General features: G+C 71.9%; 21 protein-coding genes. 12 read left to right on the plus strand and 9 right to left on the minus strand.

Features of this window, described 5'->3' with window-relative positions; translation table 11 throughout:
• The first annotated feature begins 63 nt into the window (after positions 1 to 63).
• Both ACESMR_RS09575 and ACESMR_RS09580 read left to right on the plus strand, forming a co-directional pair.
• Positions 64 to 399: a PaaI family thioesterase gene (locus ACESMR_RS09575; RefSeq protein WP_373046835.1), complete on the plus strand. Its 336-nt coding sequence runs from the start codon at positions 64 to 66 to the stop codon at positions 397 to 399.
• Complete coding sequence (locus ACESMR_RS09580; RefSeq protein WP_373046836.1) at positions 396 to 989, plus strand: TetR/AcrR family transcriptional regulator; 594 nt, start codon at positions 396 to 398, stop codon at positions 987 to 989. Before ACESMR_RS09575 ends, ACESMR_RS09580 begins: the two co-directional genes overlap by 4 nt.
• Before the next feature lie 7 nt (positions 990 to 996).
• On the opposite strand, the gene ACESMR_RS09585 is transcribed toward ACESMR_RS09580, so the two are convergent.
• The 4 genes from ACESMR_RS09585 to ACESMR_RS09600 form a co-directional block, all read right to left on the minus strand.
• Complete coding sequence (locus ACESMR_RS09585) at positions 997 to 1,434, minus strand: GNAT family N-acetyltransferase (protein WP_373046837.1); 438 nt, start codon at positions 1,432 to 1,434, stop codon at positions 997 to 999.
• Between the two features lie 78 nt (positions 1,435 to 1,512).
• The gene (locus ACESMR_RS09590; RefSeq protein WP_373046838.1) at positions 1,513 to 2,829 is read right to left on the minus strand and encodes a cation:proton antiporter; all 1,317 of its coding nucleotides are present in this window, start codon (positions 2,827 to 2,829) and stop codon (positions 1,513 to 1,515) included.
• A gap of 146 nt (positions 2,830 to 2,975) precedes the next feature.
• Positions 2,976 to 3,656, minus strand: a complete 681-nt coding sequence (locus ACESMR_RS09595; RefSeq protein ID WP_373046839.1) for an alpha/beta hydrolase family protein — start codon at positions 3,654 to 3,656, stop codon at positions 2,976 to 2,978.
• A 3-nt stretch (positions 3,657 to 3,659) separates the two neighbouring features.
• Entirely contained in the window at positions 3,660 to 4,040 is a 381-nt protein-coding gene (locus ACESMR_RS09600) for a sensory rhodopsin transducer (protein WP_373046840.1), read from the minus strand.
• A gap of 209 nt (positions 4,041 to 4,249) precedes the next feature.
• Between ACESMR_RS09600 and mbhE the strand changes: the two genes are divergently transcribed.
• From mbhE to ACESMR_RS09640, 8 genes are all read left to right on the plus strand, one after another.
• Positions 4,250 to 6,679, plus strand: a complete 2,430-nt coding sequence (gene mbhE, locus ACESMR_RS09605) for a hydrogen gas-evolving membrane-bound hydrogenase subunit E (RefSeq protein ID WP_373046841.1) — start codon at positions 4,250 to 4,252, stop codon at positions 6,677 to 6,679.
• Entirely contained in the window at positions 6,672 to 7,112 is a 441-nt protein-coding gene (locus ACESMR_RS09610) for an MnhB domain-containing protein (RefSeq protein ID WP_373046842.1), read from the plus strand. Before mbhE ends, ACESMR_RS09610 begins: the two co-directional genes overlap by 8 nt.
• Positions 7,109 to 7,441 (plus strand): sodium:proton antiporter, encoded by a 333-nt coding sequence (locus ACESMR_RS09615; RefSeq protein ID WP_373046843.1) that lies wholly within the window; start codon positions 7,109 to 7,111, stop codon positions 7,439 to 7,441. The genes ACESMR_RS09610 and ACESMR_RS09615 overlap by 4 nt, the downstream gene beginning before the upstream one ends.
• Before the next feature lies 1 nt (position 7,442).
• Positions 7,443 to 8,939 carry a complex I subunit 5 family protein gene (locus ACESMR_RS09620; protein ID WP_373046844.1) on the plus strand — a complete coding sequence of 499 codons (1,497 nt, stop codon included), beginning with the start codon at positions 7,443 to 7,445 and terminating at the stop codon, positions 8,937 to 8,939.
• Positions 8,936 to 9,442 carry a Na+/H+ antiporter subunit E gene (locus tag ACESMR_RS09625; RefSeq protein ID WP_373046845.1) on the plus strand — a complete coding sequence of 169 codons (507 nt, stop codon included), beginning with the start codon at positions 8,936 to 8,938 and terminating at the stop codon, positions 9,440 to 9,442. Before ACESMR_RS09620 ends, ACESMR_RS09625 begins: the two co-directional genes overlap by 4 nt.
• Positions 9,439 to 9,720 carry a monovalent cation/H+ antiporter complex subunit F gene (locus tag ACESMR_RS09630; RefSeq protein WP_373046846.1) on the plus strand — a complete coding sequence of 94 codons (282 nt, stop codon included), beginning with the start codon at positions 9,439 to 9,441 and terminating at the stop codon, positions 9,718 to 9,720. The genes ACESMR_RS09625 and ACESMR_RS09630 overlap by 4 nt, the downstream gene beginning before the upstream one ends.
• Positions 9,717 to 10,094 (plus strand): monovalent cation/H(+) antiporter subunit G, encoded by a 378-nt coding sequence (gene mnhG / locus ACESMR_RS09635; protein WP_373046847.1) that lies wholly within the window; start codon positions 9,717 to 9,719, stop codon positions 10,092 to 10,094. The genes ACESMR_RS09630 and mnhG overlap by 4 nt, the downstream gene beginning before the upstream one ends.
• Before the next feature lie 65 nt (positions 10,095 to 10,159).
• Complete coding sequence (locus tag ACESMR_RS09640; protein WP_373046848.1) at positions 10,160 to 10,621, plus strand: FxsA family protein; 462 nt, start codon at positions 10,160 to 10,162, stop codon at positions 10,619 to 10,621.
• Here the strand turns inward: ACESMR_RS09640 and ACESMR_RS09645 are convergent, their stop codons facing one another.
• The 4 genes from ACESMR_RS09645 to ACESMR_RS09660 are packed head-to-tail and all read right to left on the minus strand — an operon-like array spanning position 10,622 to position 14,598.
• Entirely contained in the window at positions 10,622 to 11,434 is an 813-nt protein-coding gene (locus tag ACESMR_RS09645; RefSeq protein WP_373046849.1) for an SDR family NAD(P)-dependent oxidoreductase, read from the minus strand.
• 2 nt (positions 11,435 to 11,436) lie between these two features.
• Positions 11,437 to 12,324 carry an iron-containing redox enzyme family protein gene (locus ACESMR_RS09650; protein ID WP_373046850.1) on the minus strand — a complete coding sequence of 296 codons (888 nt, stop codon included), beginning with the start codon at positions 12,322 to 12,324 and terminating at the stop codon, positions 11,437 to 11,439.
• A 28-nt stretch (positions 12,325 to 12,352) separates the two neighbouring features.
• Positions 12,353 to 13,300, minus strand: a complete 948-nt coding sequence (locus tag ACESMR_RS09655; RefSeq protein ID WP_373046851.1) for a YihY/virulence factor BrkB family protein — start codon at positions 13,298 to 13,300, stop codon at positions 12,353 to 12,355.
• Between the two features lie 50 nt (positions 13,301 to 13,350).
• The gene (locus tag ACESMR_RS09660) at positions 13,351 to 14,598 is read right to left on the minus strand and encodes an aminotransferase class V-fold PLP-dependent enzyme (RefSeq protein WP_373046852.1); all 1,248 of its coding nucleotides are present in this window, start codon (positions 14,596 to 14,598) and stop codon (positions 13,351 to 13,353) included.
• Positions 14,599 to 14,704: 106 nt separating this feature from the next.
• On the opposite strand from ACESMR_RS09660, the gene ACESMR_RS09665 reads away from it, so the two are divergent.
• Both ACESMR_RS09665 and ACESMR_RS09670 read left to right on the plus strand, forming a co-directional pair.
• On the plus strand, positions 14,705 to 16,039 hold the full coding sequence (locus ACESMR_RS09665) for a DUF2254 domain-containing protein (protein WP_373046853.1): 1,335 nt from the start codon (positions 14,705 to 14,707) through the stop codon (positions 16,037 to 16,039).
• Between the two features lie 35 nt (positions 16,040 to 16,074).
• The gene (locus tag ACESMR_RS09670) at positions 16,075 to 17,865 is read left to right on the plus strand and encodes a tetratricopeptide repeat protein (RefSeq protein ID WP_373046854.1); all 1,791 of its coding nucleotides are present in this window, start codon (positions 16,075 to 16,077) and stop codon (positions 17,863 to 17,865) included.
• Between the two features lie 38 nt (positions 17,866 to 17,903).
• On the opposite strand, the gene ACESMR_RS09675 is transcribed toward ACESMR_RS09670, so the two are convergent.
• The gene (locus tag ACESMR_RS09675; RefSeq protein ID WP_373046855.1) at positions 17,904 to 19,166 is read right to left on the minus strand and encodes a DUF1501 domain-containing protein; all 1,263 of its coding nucleotides are present in this window, start codon (positions 19,164 to 19,166) and stop codon (positions 17,904 to 17,906) included.
• Between the last annotated feature and the right edge of the window lie 8 nt (positions 19,167 to 19,174).

Below are 19,174 nucleotides of genomic sequence, written 5' to 3' on the forward strand. Positions count from 1 at the left end.
TTCGACAGGTGCCAGACGATCGGTGAGCCGGTAGGATTACGAAGGCCATTCCAGGGAGGGCCGATGGAACGCGTCCGCACGGTGCACTGGGAACACCCCACCGCCCACCTGCCGGAGGCCCGGCAGCTCGCCGGCATCGATTGGCTCCGGGCCATCGCCGACGGCAGCTTCCCCGCGCCGCCGATCGCACAGCTCCTCGGCTTCACCCTCGCCACGATCGAGCCGGGCCGGGTGGTCTTCGCCCTGGAGAGCGGCGAGCACCTCTACAACCCCATCGGCCTCGTCCACGGCGGCGCCACCGTCGCCACCACCCAGGGCCGCCTCGAGGACGAGGCCGGCAGGCTCTACGCCCACGGCACGGGCAGCTGCCTCGTCCTCCGGCAGAGGGGGGCGCGGTGAGGTACAAGCCGGAGCACAAGCAGGCCACCCGGGCGAGGATCCTCGCCGCAGCGGGGAAGCTCTTCCGCAGCGACGGGCTCGCGGGCGCCTCGGTGGATCGGGTGATGCGGGGTGCCGGGCTCACCATCGGCGGCTTCTACGGCCACTTCGCCTCGAAGGAGGCGCTGGTGGCGGAGACGCTCCGGAGCCTGCTGCAGCGCTACCGGGCCGCCTGGCTCGGCGGTCTCGAGGAGCTCGAGGGCGCTGCCTTCCTCGACCATTTCGCGCGGCGCTACCTCACCGTCCACAACCGGGACGACGAGAGCGGCTGCGCCATGCCCTCGATCCTCTCGGAGCTGGGACGGAGCGCACCGGAGGTGCAGGCGGTGCTGGAGGAGGAGGTGGAGCCGCTCTTCGCCGCCCTCGAGGCGCGGCTGCCCCCGCAGCCCAGCATCAGCCCCAGGCAGCGGGCGCTGGCCACGCTCTCGCTCATCTTCGGGGCGATGGCGCTGGCGAGGGCGACGCGCTCGACGGCGCTCTCCGACGAATTCCTCGCTGCGGCGCGGGCCTTCCTCGGCGCGGAAGCGGCGGCGACCCGCCGCTCCCATTGACCCGCGATCAGAGCCGCCGCGACATCAGCAGGCGGTCGGGGAAGCGGAACCCCCACTCGTGGTAGAAGCTGCGGGCCCGCTCGTTGCCGCGCATCACCTGGCCCTCGAGGGCGGAGGCGCCGCCCTCCTTCGCCGCCTGCTCCACCGCGGCGACCAGCGACCTGCCGAAGCCGGCGCCCCAGAAGTCGCGCATCACGTAGAGGTCGGTGAGGAGCGCGAAGCGCCCGCCGAACTCCACGTCGTAGCCCCAGGTGGCCATGGCGTAGCCCACGATTCTCCCGTCGGTCTCCACGAGGTGGACGAAGCCGAGGTCGGGCGCGGCGAGGAGGCGCTCCAGCGCGGGCCGCACCTTCTGCTCGTCGAAATCGATGCCGTCGTACTGGTAGTAGGCCCGCACGAGCTCGAGCACCGTACCTGCGTCGGACGCTGCTGCCTTCCGGATCATCGTGCCCTCCAAGGCGCTGGTTGCAGCCGCAAGCAGAGCACGGAAACCGGGGGCTTTTCGACCTTTCTGCCCGTGGTGTCAGGGAGTACGCGCTTCGGCCCTGCCGATGCTCCACTTCAGCGCCGGCGGCGTGACCATCGTGGTGACCATCACCACCACCACGATCGCCGAGAAAACCGGGGGGCTGACGATCCGCTGGCCACCGACGGTGAGGGCGAGGCCGATGTTGGCGAAGATGAGCCCCACCTCGCCGCGCGGCACCATGCCGACGCCGATGGTGAGCTTGTCGAGGGGCTTGCCGATTACGCCCAGCCCGCAAGCGAGCTTGCCGGCGATGCCCACCACCGTGAGGGCCGCAGCCAGGCCGAGGACCGCCGACTGCCCGAAGGCGGCGAGGTCGGTGCGCATGCCCATCAGCACGAAGAAGACCGGCACGAGGAAGCCGGCGATCGGGTGGATCAGCTCCTCCAGCGTGTGCTCGCCGCGATCGAGGAAGTCCCGGTAGTGCACGTCCTCGAGGATGAGACCCGCGGCGAAGGCGCCGACGATGGGCGCGAGGCCGATGAGGTTCGCCGCCCAGGACATCACGAAGAGCACGAGCAGGCCGGTGACGAGGAGCACGCCGCGGCTGCGCAGCCGCGAGGCGAAGGAGAAGAGCCGCGGCGCGATCTTCACCCCGAGGAGCAGCGCGCCGAGGAGGAAGAGCACCGCCTTGAGCAGCGTCCAGCCCACGTCGAAGAGCGAGACCGCGCCGCCCCGGTCGGCGGCGCTGATGATCCCGGTGACCACCGCGAGGAGGACGAGGCCCAGCACGTCGTCGATCACCGCCGCGCCGAGGATCACCTTCGCTTCGGCGGTCTGCGACTTGCCGATGTCCTGGAGCACGCGGGCGGTGATGCCCACGGAGGTGGCGCAGAGCGTCGCGCCGAGGAAGAGGTGGACGTAGAGACCCGCGTCGGGGAGGAGCCAGGCGCTCACGCCCCAGCCCAGGGCGAAGGGCGCTGCCACGCCGGCGACGGCGACGAGGAGCGCCGTCCCGCCCACCTGCCTCATCTCCCCCACCGTCGACTCGAGGCCCACCTCGAAGAGGAGGAAGAGCACGCCGAGCCGCGCCAGCATGTCGACGAAGGCGTCGGAGGCGATCGGCTCGAAGAGGCCGATGCCGAGCAGGTCGAGGTTGCCGAGGACGACGCCGGCGAGGAGCTCGCCGAGGACCGCCGGCTGCTTGAAGCGGGTGGCGAGGTCGCCGCCGAGGACCGCAGCGGCGAGGACGATGGCGAGGACCGCCACCTCGTGGGCGACGGGATCGGCGTGGCCACCGGCATCGGCAGAAGCCTCGACGGCAGCGCCCACCGCCGGGGAGAAGACGAGCAGGAGGACGAGGATCCGGCGCATGGTGCTCCCGCCCCGCCTTCGAGCGTTTGAAGAAATCGGTCCGGCAAACGCCGGCCCGCTTTCTTCGCTCGCGCTCCGCGCGAGAGGCGCTCCTTCCTGCGTTCGCTTCGCCTTCGGCTTCGCTGGAGAGTTTGTTTCACAAACCCTTATCCCCCTGCAGGCGCCGCCAGGTGCTGCTCGAGCCAGCGCTTCGTGCGCCGGTGGACCTCCTCCGCCGCCTCGTCGAGGACGTGGCCCGCGCCGTCGAGGTAGACCACCTCCTTCGGCTCGCCGGCGTTGGCGGCGACGGTCGTGGTGCTCACCGGGGGCAGCACCTCGTCGGCGGTGCCGTGGACGAGGAGGAGCGGCCGCGGGCCGAGCTGCCCCACGCATTCGGCGCCGTAGCTCTGGGTGGCGAGGCAGACCACGGTGGCGACCACCGGCGAGGCCACCCCCGCGGCGATCACCGCCGCGCCGCCGAAGGAATGGCCCACGAGCCCCACCCGCTCCACGCCATGGGCCCGGAGCAGCGCCACGCCGGCGAGCACGTCGTGGATCGACTCGGCGAGGTGGGTCGGTTCCCGGAAGCGCACCCGGAGCACCTTGATCCCCGCTGCGGCGAGCTCCTCGCCGAGACGGGCGTAGAGATTCCGCGCGGGGCTGTCGAAGCCGCCGCCGACGCCGCCGACCAGGATCACCCCCGCCGTCGCGCCGGGGGCCTGGTAGAGCCGCGTCTCCACCGGCCCGCGGAGGGTGCGGATCCGGCGGAGCTGGTAGCCGTCCTCGGGGCCGAGATCGTCGATCCCCTCGAGGTCGGGCTGGTAGACGTCGAAGCCGAGGGGCCGCATGGATCACTCCGCGCCGGCGAAGGCGATGGTCGAGAGGAGCGCGTTCTCTGCCTGCCGGGAATCGAGCCGCGTGTGCTGCACCACGATGGGCACGTCCGATTCGATGACGCTGGCGAAGTCGCGACCCCTCGGGATCGGCTCGGGATCGGAGAGGTCGTTGAAGCGCAGGTGGAGGGTGCGCCGTGCCGGCACCCGCACCCGGTAGGGACCTGCGGGCTCGCGATCCGAGAAGAAGATGGTGAGCTCGACGTTCGCCTCCCGCTCCCCGGCGTTGAGGATGCAGGCGGTCTCGTGGCTGGTGAAGTCCGGCTCCGGGCCGTGGCTCCACGCCGGGATGTAGCCCTCGGCGATGGCCCACCGCCTGCGCCCCAGCGGCTCGCGCATGCTCCCCCCCTTTCCGTCGGCTTCGGGGGAACCTAACTGCGGCTGCCGCCCCGGCAACCGGCTGCAGCAAAAGCGCTTCGGCCCCCGTGGGGCGAGACGGGTCCCGCTCCACCTCGATGGCGAGGCCTGCTGGCGGAACGCTGCGATCGGGGCGTGCACGACCGACCCATCGTTGCCTGAACGGGCAGGCGGCACCAACTTCGCCTGCCGTGGTCGATTCCTTCCATCCAGGCGCCGGCTGGCTCCTCGTTGCGCTGGTCGCCCTGCCGCTCCTCGTGGCGGCGGTGACGCCGATCCTCGCGCGGTGGCCCGCGCTCCGGCGCCTGCCCTGGCTGCCTGCTGTCGCGACGGCGCTCGCCTGCGCCGCGGGCTTCCTCTGGCTCGGTCTGCTCCACGACGAGGTCGCCTTCTCCCTCCCGTGGATCGGCACCTTCGGCGCCGACTTCTCCCTGCGCCTCGACCCGCTCGCCTTCCTCTTCACCCTGCTGGTCACCGGCATCGGCCTGCTCATCCTCGTCTTCTCGGCGCGCTACGTGCCGCACGATTTCCACGACCACCACACCGACCGGAAGCTCTCCACCTTCTACGCTTACGTGCTCTTCTTCATGGGCTCGATGCTCGGGCTCGTCTGCGCCGACGAGCTCCTCACGCTCTACGTCTTCTGGGAGGCGACGAGCGTCAGCTCCTTCCTGCTCATCGGCATCTACCTGGCCGAGGAGCGATCCCGCGCAGCGGCGATCCAGGCCTTCACCATCACCGCCGCAGCGGGCCTCCTCCTCTTCGTCGCCATCCTGCTCGTCGCCGCCGAGCTGGAGACCACCTCGATCGCCGACCTCGCCGGCGCTGGGGAGCGGATCACTGCGAGCCGGTACGCGCCGATGATCGTCGGTGGCGTGGTGATCGGCGCAGCGGCGAAGAGCGCGCAGGTGCCGCTGCACGTCTGGCTTCCCAACGCGATGGCGGCGCCAACGCCGGTGAGCGCCTACCTCCACTCCGCCACCATGGTCGCCGCCGGCGTCTTCCTCGTCGCCCGCCTCGCGCCCTTCCTGGCGCCGGTCCCCGGCTTCGAGGGCGCTCTCGTCACCCTGGGCACGGTGACGATGATCGCCGCGGGAATGGTGGCGACCCTGCGGCACGGCCTCAAGGAGATCCTCGCCTGGTCGACGATCTCCCAATACGGCTACATCACCCTGCTCCTCGGCCTCGAGGCGTGGGGCGCGGCGCTCTTCCTCATCGCCAACCACGCCGTGATCAAGGCCGGGCTCTTCCTCTGTGCGGGGATCGTCAACTACGCCACCGGCGAGAACGACGTGCGCCGGCTCGGCGGCCTCTGGCGCACCCACCCGATCACCACCGCCGTCGCGGGGATCCTCGCCCTGGGCCTCGCGGGCCTGCCCCTCACCAGCGGCTTCTGGATGAAGGAGCTGCTCTACAAGAAGGTGGTGGCGGAGGGCCTGCCCTGGCTCGACGGCTTCGCACTCGCTGCGGGGATCCTCACCCTCGTCTACATGCTCCGCTTCTTCTGGCGCACCTTCGTCGCGGGGCCGCTCCCGGCGCGCCACGAGCCCGAGGCAGGGATGCTGCCGATGCTCCTGCCGGCGGCGCTGCTCGCAGGGGTGGTGTTGCTGGTCGGCATCTTCCCCTCCCTGGGCGCCGCGCTCTCCGATCCCGCGGCGGCGGTCTCCGCCGGCGCGGCGGTGGCGACGGATTTCACCATCCACTGGCCGCCGGACACGGTGCTCGAGCTCACGGCGGCGACCTTCGCCATCGGCGGCGGCCTCTTCGGCTGGCTGGAGAGCCGCGAACGCGGGCGTCTCGCGCAGCCGGCGGCGGCGCCGCCCCTCGCAGCCCGGGTCCTCTCGCCGGCGCACCTTGCCGGCTCGGTGCTGCGCCACATCGGGCCGAGCAGCTTCTGGGGGTGGCTGCTGCCCTCCCTCGACGCCCTCGGCGGCTTCGTCGCCAGGCTGCAGAGCGGCAAGCTGGTGCACTACCTGCTCTGGCTCTCCGCGGTGCCGGTGGGCCTCGCCCTGGCGCTCCTGCCGCAGGTGGAGGACTGGCCGGAGCTCGCGCAGCCCGAGTCGCTCAACCAGGCGAGCCTCGCCTTCGCCGCCCTCGCGATCGCCGCCGTGGGCCTCGCGATCGCGGCGGCGCTGGTGCACAGCCACATCGCCGCGATCCTGATGGTCGGCGGGGTCGGCTTCCTCCTCGCCCTGATCTTCTCGCTGCTCCGGGCCCCCGACGTGGCGCTGGTGCAGGTGGCGGTGGAGACGGTGACGGCGCTGCTCCTCCTCATCGCCTTGAGCCGGATCAAGATGACGGTGCGGGAGAAGGCGATGGGGCCCGCGCACCAGCGCGGCAGGGCGGCGCGCACCGCCACCGTCGTCACGGCAACCGCCCTCGGCGTCCTGGTGAGCGCCACCGTCCTCGCCCTGCAGCCCAACCTCGGGCCGGAGGCCCTCGGCAGGGGCTTCTTCCCCCTCGCCGCGGAGCTGGAGGTCGACGCGGTGGTGACCGCCATCCTCGTCGACTTCCGCGGCCTCGACACCCTGGGCGAGATCACCGTCTTCGCCGCTGCCGCGATCGGCGCGGTGCTGCTCCTCGAGGGAAGCACCCGCGAAGAGGAGGAGCGCGATGGCTGAGAGGTCCCACCACTGCGGCATCGTGACCATCACCACCCGTCTCACCTTCCCGGTGGTGCTGGTCTTCGCCGCCGAGCACATCATCAACGCCGCCACGGCGCCTGGCGAGGGATTCTCCGGTGGCCTGCTCACCGCGATGTCGATCCTCCTGCTCTACGTCGGGCTCGGTTACCGGCGCACCGAGCAGCTCCTCCCGCTCTTCGGACGCTGGGGCCTCGTCGCCGGCATCGCCCTCGCCCTGGGCACGGCGCTCCTCGGCCTCTTCACCGATCGCGGCGCCTTCCTCGCGAGCGGCGGGCCCCACCCCAAGCTCCTCGGCGAGACGATCTACCTGACCACCCACGGGCTCTTCGATCTTGCGATCTTCTTCACCGTCTCCAGCGGCGCCCTCAACATCTTCCGGGCCCTGGGCGCCCGGGGGGAGGTACCGTGACCTGGCTCCTCGCACTGACCACCGGCGCGATCTTCGGCGTCGGCGTCTACCTGCTGCTCCAGCGTGACGCGATCAAGCTGATCCTCGGCTTCTCGCTGGTTCTCGGCGCCGCCAACCTCTTCCTCCTCGGCTGCAGCACCTTCCGCGGCGGCGAGGCGCCCTACGTGGAGACCGCCGCCAACGCCGTCGACCCGCTGCCGCAGGCGCTGGTGCTCACCGCGATCGTGATCGGATTCGGTGTCTTGAGCCTGCTCGCCGCCCTGGTCCTCGCCGTGGCCTGGAAGCTGCGCAGCCTCGATCTCGACAACGTCTCGCGGCTCCGGAGATGAGTTGATTTCGATCCTGCCGATCTTGCCGCCTTCGCTCTGCCTCGCAGCGGTGCTCGCCTGCCTGGTGGCCGGCGACCGCACACGTGCCCTCGCGCTGGTGGGGATGGTGGCGCAGCTCGCGCTCCTCGGCATCGGCTTCGTGCTCTTCGCCCACGCGCAGGAGGACACGCTCCTCGTCCACCCCCTCGGTGGCTGGCAGGCGCCTGTCGGCATCGTCTTCGTCGCCGACAGGCTCGCGGCGCTGCTGCTGCTCCTCGTGCTCGTCGTCTTCTCCGCGGCGACGGTCTACTTCTTCCTCGACCGCGAGCCCCGCAGCCGTGCCAGCGCGCTGGCGCTGATCTTCCTCCTCGAGATGGGCATCGTCGGCGGGCTCCTCACCGGCGACCTCTTCGACTTCTACGTCTTCTTCGAGCTGATGGGGCTCGCCTCCTACGGCCTCGTCGGCTACCGGCGGAGCCCGGCCCACGTGGAGGCGGCGATCAAATACGCCGCCCTCTCGCTGGCGGGATCCACCCTGATGCTCCTCGGCGTCGGCGCGATCTACGCGCAGACCGGCACCCTCGCCTTCGCCGGACTCCAGGAGGCCTCGGAGGTGGTGCGCTCCCGCCCGCTCTTCCTCTTCGCGGTCGCGCTGGTCCTGGTCTCGCTCTGCCTCAAATGCGCGCTGGTGCCGCTCCATTTCTGGCTCCCCGACGCCCACTCGATCGCCCCCACCGCGGTCTCGGTCCTCCTCTCCGGCACCGTGGTGAAGCTCGGCCTCTACGGCATCGTGCGGCTGCTGGGCAGCAACGCCCCGTGGGTCTGGACCGCGGTGGGAACGGTGCTCCTGCCCATCGGCGCCCTCACGGCGGTGATCGCGGCCCTCGCCGCCGTCTCGCAGCGGGATCTCAAGCGCCTGCTCGCCTGGTCGACGGCATCGCAGATGGGCTACATCGTAGCCGCGGCAGCGCTGGGCAGCAGCGCCGGCGTCGCTGCAGCGCTCACCCACGCCGTTGCCCACGCGCTGATGAAGAGCACGCTCTTTCTCGGGGCCGGCGCAGCTATCGGCGCCAGCGGCGAGCGGCGCTGGGATCGGATGGGCGGCCTGCTCGCGTGCTCCCCGCTCCTGGCGGCGGCGCTGCTCGTCGCCTTCCTCTCCCTCGCCGGCATCCCGCCGCTCGCCGGCTTCTCCGGCAAGCTCGCGATCTTCGCCGCGTTGATCGAGGCGCGGGCGTGGGTGACGCTGCTCTGCCTGCTCTTCGCCTCGGCGCTGATGATCTACCTCGCGGTCCGGATCTGGCTCGCGCTCTTCGGCGGCAAGCCGGCGTTTCCGCCGACCAGGCCGCCGGCTGCCAAAGTCGCGGTGGTGGGCGTGATGGCGCTCTTCGTCGTGATCGCCGGGCTCGCGACGGGCCCGCTCCTGCTGGTGGCACGGGCCGCCGCAGCCGATCTCTTCCTCGGCGAGGCCTACCGCTCCGCGGTGCTGGGCCTGCCCACGAGCACGGAGGTGCTGCCTTGATCCGGATCCCGGGATGGCTGATCTACCTCCTCGCCCTCCTTCCCCTCTGGGTGGTGGCGGCGGGGAGCTTCCATCCGGTGCAATTGGGCTGGGGGCTCGTCGTCGGCCTCGTCACCCTGCCGCTCTCCTGGCGGATCTTCGACCTCCACCGTGCCTACGACGCGGGCGCGCTGGCCCACGGCATCTTCGGGGGCTTCCGCTTCTTCGTGGTCGATTTCGTCCCCGACGCGATCCGCTCCACCCTCGACATGTCCCGCCGGGTGGTGCAGCCGGTGGTGCCGATGCGGCCCGGCGTCATCGCGGTCCCCCTGCGCTTCCGCGGGAACGCCGACGCCCTCTTCCTCACCAACGACGTCACCCTCACCCCGGGGCAGCTGGTCATCGACATCGACGAGGAGCGGGGGATCCTCTACGTGCACGCCATCGATGCCCACGACCCCGACCGGATCCGGCGCGACGTGCAGGCGGTCCACCGCAAGGCGCTCCTGAGGCTCTACCGATGAATCCACAGACCGTCACCCTCGCCCTCGAGATCGGCTTCTGGTCCTGCCTCGTGCTCGTCGCCGCGTGCATGGTGGTGGTGATCCTCGGCCCCGGGAACATCGACCGCCTGGTCGCCACCGACCTCGGCCTGGTGCTGATCGCCGTCGATCTGGCGCTCTTCTCTGCGGAGGAGCAGACGCCCAACTACATGGACGCGGCGCTGATCATCGCGATCATCTCGTTCCTGGTGACGGTGGTGGTGGCGCGGCAGCTCGAGACGGGACGGGTGTTCCGATGAACCTGGCGTGGCTCCGCGACGCGATCGGGCTCGCCCTCCTCGCAGGCGGGCTCTGCTTCACCGCCCTCGGCGTCTTCGGGCTCTTCCGGATGCCGGACGTCTACACCCGCATGCACGCCGGCTCGAAGGCGGTGACCCTGGGCGCCTCGATGATCCTGGTCGCGGTCGCCTTCCTCGCCCCCCTCCCCATCGGCCTGCGGGCCATCGCCATCACCCTCTTCCTCTTCCTCACCACGCCGGTGGCCACCTTTGCCTCCGCCCGTGCAGCCCACCGGCGGCGGGAGCCGATGGCGCTGCAGACGGTGATCGACGAGCTGGAGGACCACCGCCGGGGGGAGCGCGCCCGCGAGCGCGAGCCCTACCCGATGGATTGATCGGCGCCGCGCGGATCGGATCCGGGTGTGGTTGACCGGGGACGTGCCGCGTGTTGGAGAGGTGTATGCCTCGTCTCTTCCTGCTCTTCACCATCGTGCCGCTCCTCGAGCTCTTCCTGCTCCTGCAGATCGGCAGGCTCGTGGGCTTCTGGCCCACGGTCCTCGGGGTGATCGTCACCGCGGCGCTGGGCGCGCACCTGGCCCAGCGCGAGGGGCTCAAGACCTTCCAGCGTTGGCGCGGCGCCCTGGCTGCGGGCAGGCTTCCCGAGGAGGGGCTCCTCGGCAGCCTGCTCGTGCTGGTGGGCGGCGTGCTGCTCGTCGCCCCCGGGGTGCTCACCGACGTGGTCGGCCTCCTGCTCCTCGTACCCGCGACCCGGCGGATCGCTGCGGGCCTGGTCCGCAGGGAGCTGGAGCGCCGGATCCGCTCGGGCGCGATCCGGGTGGTCTCCTACCGCGGCGCGCAGGATCAGCGGCGGGCGTCGGATCGGGTGATCGAGAGCCGGCCCATCGATCCGGATCGCGATTGATCAGGCGCCGTGGCCGCGCCACGAGCGCATGGCGGTGGTCACGCCGAGCAGCGAGGTGAGCCGGTCGAAGAGCGGCCGGGGCAGGAGCGCCCGCAGCGGCGGGGTGGCCTTCACCAGCCAGGGCTCGCGGACCCAGAGCCGGTCGTGCTGCACCGCGCGCACGACCTTCGCCGCGATCTCGTCGGGGTGGAGCCAGCGGGTGAGGCGCGGCGGTGCCACCCCCTCGAACATCCCGGTGCTGACGAAGCTCGGGCAGACGATGGTGGTTCCCACGTGGCGGTGGCCGCCGGCGATCAGCTCGGCGCGCAGCGATTCCGCCATGCCGACGACGAACCATTTGCTCGCTGCGTAGACCACCTGGTCGGGAACGCCGACGAGACCCGCGGCGCTGGCCATCCAGACGAGATGGGCGCGCCCGCTCCGCACCAGATCGGGCAGGAAGGTCTTGGCCACCCAATGGCAGCCGGCGACGTTCACGGCGAGCATCCGCTCGTCGCCGCTGCGGGGGATCGCCTCGTAGGCCCCCCCGATCACCACGCCCGCGTTGTTCACGAGGATCTGGACCGGCCCGCCCTGCGCGTGGACCTCGTCGCGCAGCGCCGCCACCGCGTCGGGATCGGAGACGTCGCAGGCGAAGGCATGGGCCTCGTGCCCCGCGCTGCGGAGCGCGCCTGCGACCTCCTCCGCCGCCACGGCGCGCACATCGACGACGAGAGGCACCGCACCCTCCCTGGCAAAGCGCCAGGCGAGCCGCTCCCCGATGCCCCGTGCGGCGCCGGTGATCAGGACCCGCTCTCCCCCCAGCTCGCGCATGGCTACACCCCGAGGACCTCGCGGTACCGTTCGAAGCAACGGGCGCCGGCGCGCAGCCGCATCAGCGCCCCTTCCGCAATGGGCCTGGCGTTGCGTGGATCGGACCGGACCAGCGGCTCGATCACCTCGCGGTTCCAGGCCTCGGCGTGTTTCACGTCGAGGACCGCGTGCACCTGGAAATAGCGCCGCCCCGCCGGCGAGATCCCGAGCCGCCGCAGGCCCCGCTCCACCTGCGCGGTGCGGCCCGGCGCGGTGAGCTCCACCGCCCCCAGCGCGCCGACGGCGTGGTAGGCGAAGCGCCGGTCGAAGGCGAGGCCGGCGAGCAGGTTGCCGACCGCGAGCGCCTCCCAGCAGACCCGCTCCGGATCCGGATCGAGGTCGAGCTCCTGCACGAGCGCCTCGAGCATCGGCCCGTGCATGCCCACCGCCTTGCCGTTGCCCATCTCGTCCCAGTAGTTGCGCGCCAGCTCGAGCTTCGCCCGCTTCGGCATGCGCAGCTGGGTGAGGGCCACGAGGTCGTCGAAGCCCGCCTCGCCGGCGACCTCCTGGGTGAGGAACCACGTCATCGCTTCCGCGCCCGCCCGCGCGGCGAGCCACGGGAAGAGCGGATCCCCCTGTCCCGGTCCCTGCTCCTTCAACTGCTCGAACCAGGCGAGGAAGGCCCGCGCGTCGGTCGGGGCGGCAGCGGCCCGCCTGGCCACCGCCGCCCGCTCCTGCTCCAGCCAGATCGCTTCGAGCTGCCGCATCACCAGCTCGTCCTCGATCCGCGCGAGGGGATCCACCTCGTCGGGACGGGCCGGCAGCAGCCGGCCGCGGTTGAACCGGGTCAGCCGCAGCTGCAGCGCCGCGGGTGCGAGGGGGGCCTGCGTGCTTTCGTCGATGGCTCGCATCACGGGAAAAGGTGGGCACGCCCCCCGGTCAGTGCAGGTGCCGGGGCTCCTCGGACGGCGGCCGTGCAGGCGGCGGCTGCCTCGGCATCCGGCCCTCCTCGCCCTTGCGCGAGGCGCCGGTATCCGACTGCTTCTTCGCGCCGGCGCGCTTTCCCTCCTCCGACTCGTGCTCGAGGATCGCGTTGATCTCCGCGCCGAGCAGGAGCACCTGCGAGCTGATCCACATCCAGAGCAGCATCACGATCACGCCGCCGAGGGCGCCGTAGGTCGCGTCGTAGGAGCCGAAGTTCTTCACGTAGAGGGAGAAGGCCCACGAGGCGATCACCCAGATCACCACGCCGACGATCGCGCCGGGGGAGAGGAACTTGAACTTCTGCTCCACGTCGGGGAGCGCCCAGTAGAGCAGCGCCCAGACGAACATCATGAGCAGGCCGGCGACCGGCAGGCGCAGCCAGGTGATCGCGGTGCCGAGGGGACCGCCCACCGCTGCAGCCGCAGCCGGCGCCGCCACGGCGATGAGCGCCGCGGCGACCGCGATCACCGCGGTGACGATGGTCATGCCGATGGCGAGGGGACGGACCTTCCAGAAGGGCCGGGTCTCCTCCACGTCGTAGACGGTGTTGAGCGCGCGGATCAGCGCGTTGATCCCGCCGGACGCAGCCCAGAGGGCGGCGACGATACCGAAGGTGAGCAGGCCACCGCTCGAGCTCTGCACCACGCTCTGCAGCTGCCCCTCGATCAGGCCGACCGCATCCTCCGGCGCCACCGTGGCGAGCTCGGTCACCAGCCCCGTCACCTGTTCCGGCCGCATCACCACGCCGGTGAGCGCCACGAGGAAGAGCAGGAAGGGGAAGAGCGCCAGCACGAAGAAATAGGTGAGCGCCGCAGCGGAGTCGTTGATGTTGTCCCGCTTGTACTCGTTCTTCAGCTTCTTCCCGAAATCCTTCCAGGACATGCCCTTGCCCGGCAGCTTCATGGAGCGCCTCCTTTCGGAGAAGGTGATCACGGGCGGACCCGGCGGGGGAGTCACGCCAGCGCGTGCAGCGCCTGCAGCAGCCGCTCGATCTCCGCGCTGCCATTCATGATGCCGGGGCTCACCCGCACGCTTCTGCTGCCGTAGGGCGAGCGGGTGACCACGATGCCGTGCTCCTCCCGCAGCCTCGCGACCACCTGCGCCGGATGGACGCCGTCGACGTCGAAGCTGACGATCCCGGCGGAGAGCGCCGGATCGATCGGCGTGTGGAGGCGGACGCGGCGGATCTCCGCGAGGCCCGCCTTGAGCTCGCTCGCCAGCTGCGTGATCCGGGCGGCGATCCGCGGCTTGCCGATCGACCGGTGGAGCTCGAAGGCCTCGGCCAGCGCCCATCGATGCTCGAAGGCGTGGAAACCACCGGGCGAGCGGAAGAGCCCCTCGGTGTGCTTCACGCCGAAGGGCGGGATCACCGGCGCGATCTCCTCGAAGAGCTCCGGCCGCGCGGCGTAGACCACGCCGGTTCCCCTGGGGCCGTGCAGCCATTTGTGGCAGCCGGCGACGAAGAAGTCGCAGCCGAGATCGCCCATCGCGGCGTTCAGCGCGCCGAAGCCGTGGACGCCGTCGACACAGAGGCGGAGCCCCTCCCGCAGGCCGCGGCGCCGGAGCTCCGCGTCGATGGCGCCGATGGGGAGCACGAGGCCGCTGCTCGAGTGGACCCAGGTGAGCGCGAGGACCCGCGTCTTCTGCCCCACCGCGCCCACGATCCGCTCGACCAGCTCCTCCTCCCGCACGGCGGCGGCGCTCTCGTCGTAGAGGCGCACCGCGCGCACGGCGGCGCCGGTGGCCGCGGCCACGAGGTCGAGGGAGTACCAGGTGGCGTAGTGGTCGTGCTCGGTGCGCACCACCTCGTCGCCGGGCTGCAGGCGCATGCCGTGGTAGAGGAGCGAGAGGCCCATGGTGGTGCTGTCGGTGAGGGCGACGCTCCGGGAGCTGGTGCCGAAGTAGGCGGCGGCTGCCTCCACCGCCCGGACCCGCTCCTTCGTGTCCCAGGCGAAGACGTAGCCCACCGGATCCCGATCGAGCCCCTTGCGGTGGCGCTCGATCGCTTCCCGCACCGGCAAGGGATGGGAGGCGATCAAGAGCCCGCCCAGGTGGACGAGGGCCGGGTCGAGATCGAAGAGCGCCCGCACCTCGTCCCAGCCGTCGCCGAGGCGGACCTGCAGGCCCTCGCCCGCCCTGGCGGGAAGGGCGGCGCCCGCCACCGCGAGGCAAGCTGCACCGAGGAAACGCCTGCGATCCATCCGAACCCTCACCCGGTGGATCTGGGGGCGCCGCCCTCGGCCTTCAACCCACGAGCGGGCGAGCAGGCGGATGGGCCGGAGGCGCCCCTACCTTGGTGGCGTGGGCGTGCGCACCACCAGGTTCTTCGAACGGATGTCGGGCAGCCTCTGGCTGCTCCCGGTGGTGCTCGCCTGCCTCGGCATCGCCCTGGGGCTCCTGCTGCCCTGGCTCGACCGGCAGCCTGCGGTGCTGCGGGCAGCGGAGCAACCCTTCGTGGAGGCCCTCGTCGCCTCGACCCCCGAAGGTGCCCACGAGATCCTCGGCACGGCGGCAGGTGCGCTCTCCACCATCCTCGGCGTCGTCTTCTCGCTCACCGTGGTGACGCTGCAGCTCGCCTCGCGGCAATACACGCCCCGGGTGCTGCGGCGCTTCATGGCCGACCGGACCACGCAGCTGATCCTCGGCATCTTCGTCGGCAGCGTGGCCTACCTCCTCCTCGTGCTCCGCGCGGTGGAGACCTCGACCGACGACGACCCCGGCTTCGTGCCCGCCTTCTCCCTCTCCTTCGGGATCGTGCTGGCCATCGCCAACCTCGCGCTCGTGGCCTATTTCGTCCACCACCTGAGCGAATCGATCCAGGCGAGCAAGCTCTGCTCCGCGATCGGCGAAGGCGCCCGGGCGGATCTGCGCTCCATCGAGCTCCGGGCGGATCCGCCGGTGGAGCTGCCGAAGGGCCCCCCGGCGCTGGTCCGGGCCCGCAGCTCGGGCTACCTCATGCTCGTGGACGAGGAGCAGCTCTGCGAGGTCGCGCCGGAGGGCTGCGTGATCCGGATCGAGGCGCATACCGGCGACTTCGTCCTCGAGGGGATGCCGCTCGCGTCGATCTGGCCGCTCTCGGCGCTGGAGCCGGCGACCCGCCGCCACGTCCGGGCAGCCTTCGCCCTGGGGCGCGAGCGGTCGACCCGGCAGGATCTCCTCTTCTCGGTGCGGCAGCTCGTCGACGTCGCGCTGAAGGGGCTCTCGCCCGGCATCAACGATCCCACCACGGCGGTGATGGCGGTCAACGAGCTGGGGAGCCTCCTGCGCGACGTGGTGCGGCAGGCCCCGCCGGTTCGAAGCGGCTACCGCTGCGTCGCGTCGGGCGAGACCCGCGTCCTCGTGCCGGCGCTCGGGCTCGAAGACTACCTCGCGCATTCCTTCACCGAGATCGTCGAGGCTGCAGGCGAGCACCCCCGGATCACCGCCCGGATCCTCGAGCTCCTCGGCGAGGTGGCGGAGCAGGCGCCGCGGCAGGAGCTCCGACACGCGCTGCAGGCGGAGGGCAGGCGCCTCTTCCTCCTCGGCGGGGGCGAGAAGATGCGCCCGGTCGACCGCCTCCTCCTCGAGCGGCGGCTCGGCTGGCTGGAGGCAGGCGGGATGCTGCGCACCGAGCTGCACGACGAGGGCCCGCTCGTCCACTGATCCGGGAGCCACTCTCCGGTACACTCGTTCTCCCCATGGAGAACACCACGCTTCCCGCCCCGCCGCGCAAGGTCGCGCCCTGGCTTCTGGCCGCCCTCGCCTTCGCCCTCTACCTGCCCTCGCTCGGCAACGGGCTCACCAACTGGGACGATCCGCGCTACGTCACCGCCAACCCCATCGCCACCCAGGGGTTCGCCGGGATCGCCGCCGCCTTCACCCAGACCTGGGACGACGCCTGGTACCCGCTCACCCACGCGCTCTACGCCGTGGTGCAGGCGGTGGCGGGCCCCTCCGCCCTCGCCCACCACCTGGTGCAGGCGCTGGTCTTCGCCGCCTCGGTGGCGCTGGTCCCGGCGGCGCTTGCCGCCTTCGGCGTGCCCACCGCGCTCGGCTTCTGGGCGGCGCTCCTCTGGGCGGCCCATCCGCTCCGGGTCGAGTCGGTGAGCTGGGCGGCGAACCTCAAGGACGCGCTCTCCGCCCTGGGCGTGATCGCTGCCGTCGCCCTCCACGGCGCCGGCCGGCGCAAGGGCTCGGCGCTGGCCTTCGCCGCGGCGCTCCTCGCCAAGTCGACGGTGGCGCCGCTCGCACCGATCTTCGTCCTCCTCGAGGCGCGGGAGGTCCGGCTCCCGGCGGCGCTGCGCCGGGCCCTGCCCTGGCTCGCGCCCGCCGCGATCGTCCTGGCCATCGCCGCCTGGCTCCACGTCCTCGAGCCTGCGGCCCCCGGGCGCAGCCAGCCGGGCGGCGGCCTGCTCGCAGCGATCCCCTCGGCGCTCTGGCTCCCCTGGTGGTACCTCGGCCGCATCCTCCTCCCGCAGCCCTCGCAGGCGATCTACACCTTCGATCCGGTGGGCCTCGTCGACTGGCGCTTCGCCGCTGCGCTGCTGCTCTGGGGCGCTGCCCTCGTTCTCGCGCGCAGGTGGCGCGGGGGCCTCACGGCCCTCGCCGCCTGGGCGCTGCCCTTCGCCGCGGTGACCGGGCTGGTGCCGCTCCTCTTCCCGGTGGCGGATCGCTACGCGCTCCTCTCCTCCCTGGCGGTCTCGGCGCTGGTGATCCTCGGCGCTGCGGCGCTGGCGAAGAAGCCCGCTGCCCGCGTGGCAGCAGCGGTCGTCGCCTCGGTGGCGGTGGTGGCCCTGGGCGCCGCCAGCATCGCGCGGCAGGCGCAGTGGCGGGACTCGATCGCTCTCTGGGAGGCGGACGTGGCGCGGGATCCCTCGCTGGTCGACGCGCGCCTCAACCTCGCCGCCGCCTACGGCGAAGGCGGCCGCTGGGACGACGTGATCGTCCAGGCCCGGGAGAGCCTGAAGCTGGCGCCGGATCGCGCCCTGGCGCTGCGCCATCTCTTCACCGCGCAGGCGACGAAGGCGGAGGTCCCCGCCCGCTTCGTGGTGCCGATCGCCGACGCGATCGAGTTGGCGGACGGCGACCCCGTGCACCTCGTCGCCGCTGCGGGCCGGGCGCTGCGCATCGGTGCCCACGAGGCGGCGCTCACCCTCGCCCACGCGGCGCTGCGGGACGGCGACAGGCTCGACGCCCGCCTGCTCCTCGCCCAGGGGGCGACGGCGCTGGCCCACCACGACGACGCCCTCGAGCACGCGAAGGCAGCGGCGGAGCTCGCTCCGACGCTCGGCCTGCCGAAGGTGCTCCACGCCAGGGCCCTTGCGAGCCAGGGCAGGCTCGAGGAGGCGATGGCGGTGGTGCAGCCGGCGGAGGCGGACGAACAGGTAGCCGAGGTGGCGAAGGCGCTGCGCGCCTCGATCCTCCTCCAACTCGGCCGTCCCGAGGAGGCGAAGGCGCTGGTGCCCGAGCTTCCGAAGATCGAGCAGTAGGCGCTTCGGGAAGCCGGGCCACTGTGGCCCGGCTTGCCTCAGGAGAAGAGCGGCAGATCCTCGCCAGGCAGCGGGAAGCCGTAGCTGCCGTCGGCCCCCTCGATCCCCGCCAGCCGCCGCAGCGCGCGGTGCACGTGGGCCGGCTTGATCCGCACGCCGTCCGGATCGGTCTGCAGGGTCTCGGGGTTCACGGCCAGCGGGCGGTGCCGCTCGTCGGTGGAGCCGATCACGCGGTTGCCGCGGATCCCGGGGCCCATGAGCATCAGGCTCGTCACCGACCAATGGTCCTTGCCGTTGCCCTCGTTGTAGCCGGGGGTGCGGCCGAAGTCGGAGCCGACCACGACCACCACCCGGTCGCCGACGCCAGCCGCTTCCGCCTCGGTCATGAGGAAATCCACGCCCTCGAGCAGCAGCTGCAGCCGCGGGATGTGGGCGGCGTCGTGGTTGCCGTGGGTGTCGAAGCCGCCCAGGGTGAGGTTCGCCGCCACGGTGATCCCGGCCCGGTAGCCGGCGATCGCCACCTGCGCCTGGCGCTTGAGCGGGTTGTTGCTGGTGTCGAGGGTCGCCGGGAGGAACTCGGTGAGCATCCGCAGCTCGTTCTCGCCGGCGCGGGCGTTGAAGAGCATGTTCATCTCGTTGCGCACCAGCGGCAGCTGCTGCTTCGCCATCAGGGCCTCGAGGCGGGCCCGCTGCGCTGCAGCGATCCGCTCCGCGGTGGCCGCGGTGTGGAAGCGGCTCTCGGCGTTGGCGGGATCCATGAGGTCCGGGAAGGCGATCCGGGTGAGCGCCCCCATGTTGCCGGTGCGGGTCGGCGCCACCAGCCCCGACGTGAAGTCGTAGCCCCCCGAGGTGAGGAAGGACATCGGCTTCTCGGGGCCCACCGCCGCAGCGACCAGGGCCGCGAAGCACGGGTGCCCCTCGGCGAGCTTGCCGCTCCAGACGTTGCGGGTGCCGCTATCGTGGCTGTTGGTCTCGGTGTCGACGCCGTTCAGCACGAGGAGCCGGCTCGCGTACTTCTCGAAGAAGAGCTGGTTGCCGCCAACCGGCGCGTAGCGAAGGTTGCCGGCGGTGCCGATGTCCGCTGCCAGGTACGACCGGTTCATCGCCTCCGGATCGTCGGCGAAGAGCATGCCCTTCGGATCGCAGAGGCTGGTGGGATCCCAGCCGCCGCCTGCGTGGACCATGACCCAGAGCGGCCCGTCGTAGGGGGCCTGCGCGGAAGCGCTGCGGGGAAGCACCGCCGGAAAGCCCAGGGAGAGGCCTGCGTACGATGCGAGCTTGAGGAAATCGCGACGATCCATGGCGGGCC

The sequence above is a fragment of the Vulgatibacter sp. genome (assembly GCF_041687135.1).
Taxonomy (GTDB): domain Bacteria; phylum Myxococcota; class Myxococcia; order Myxococcales; family Vulgatibacteraceae; genus JAWLCN01.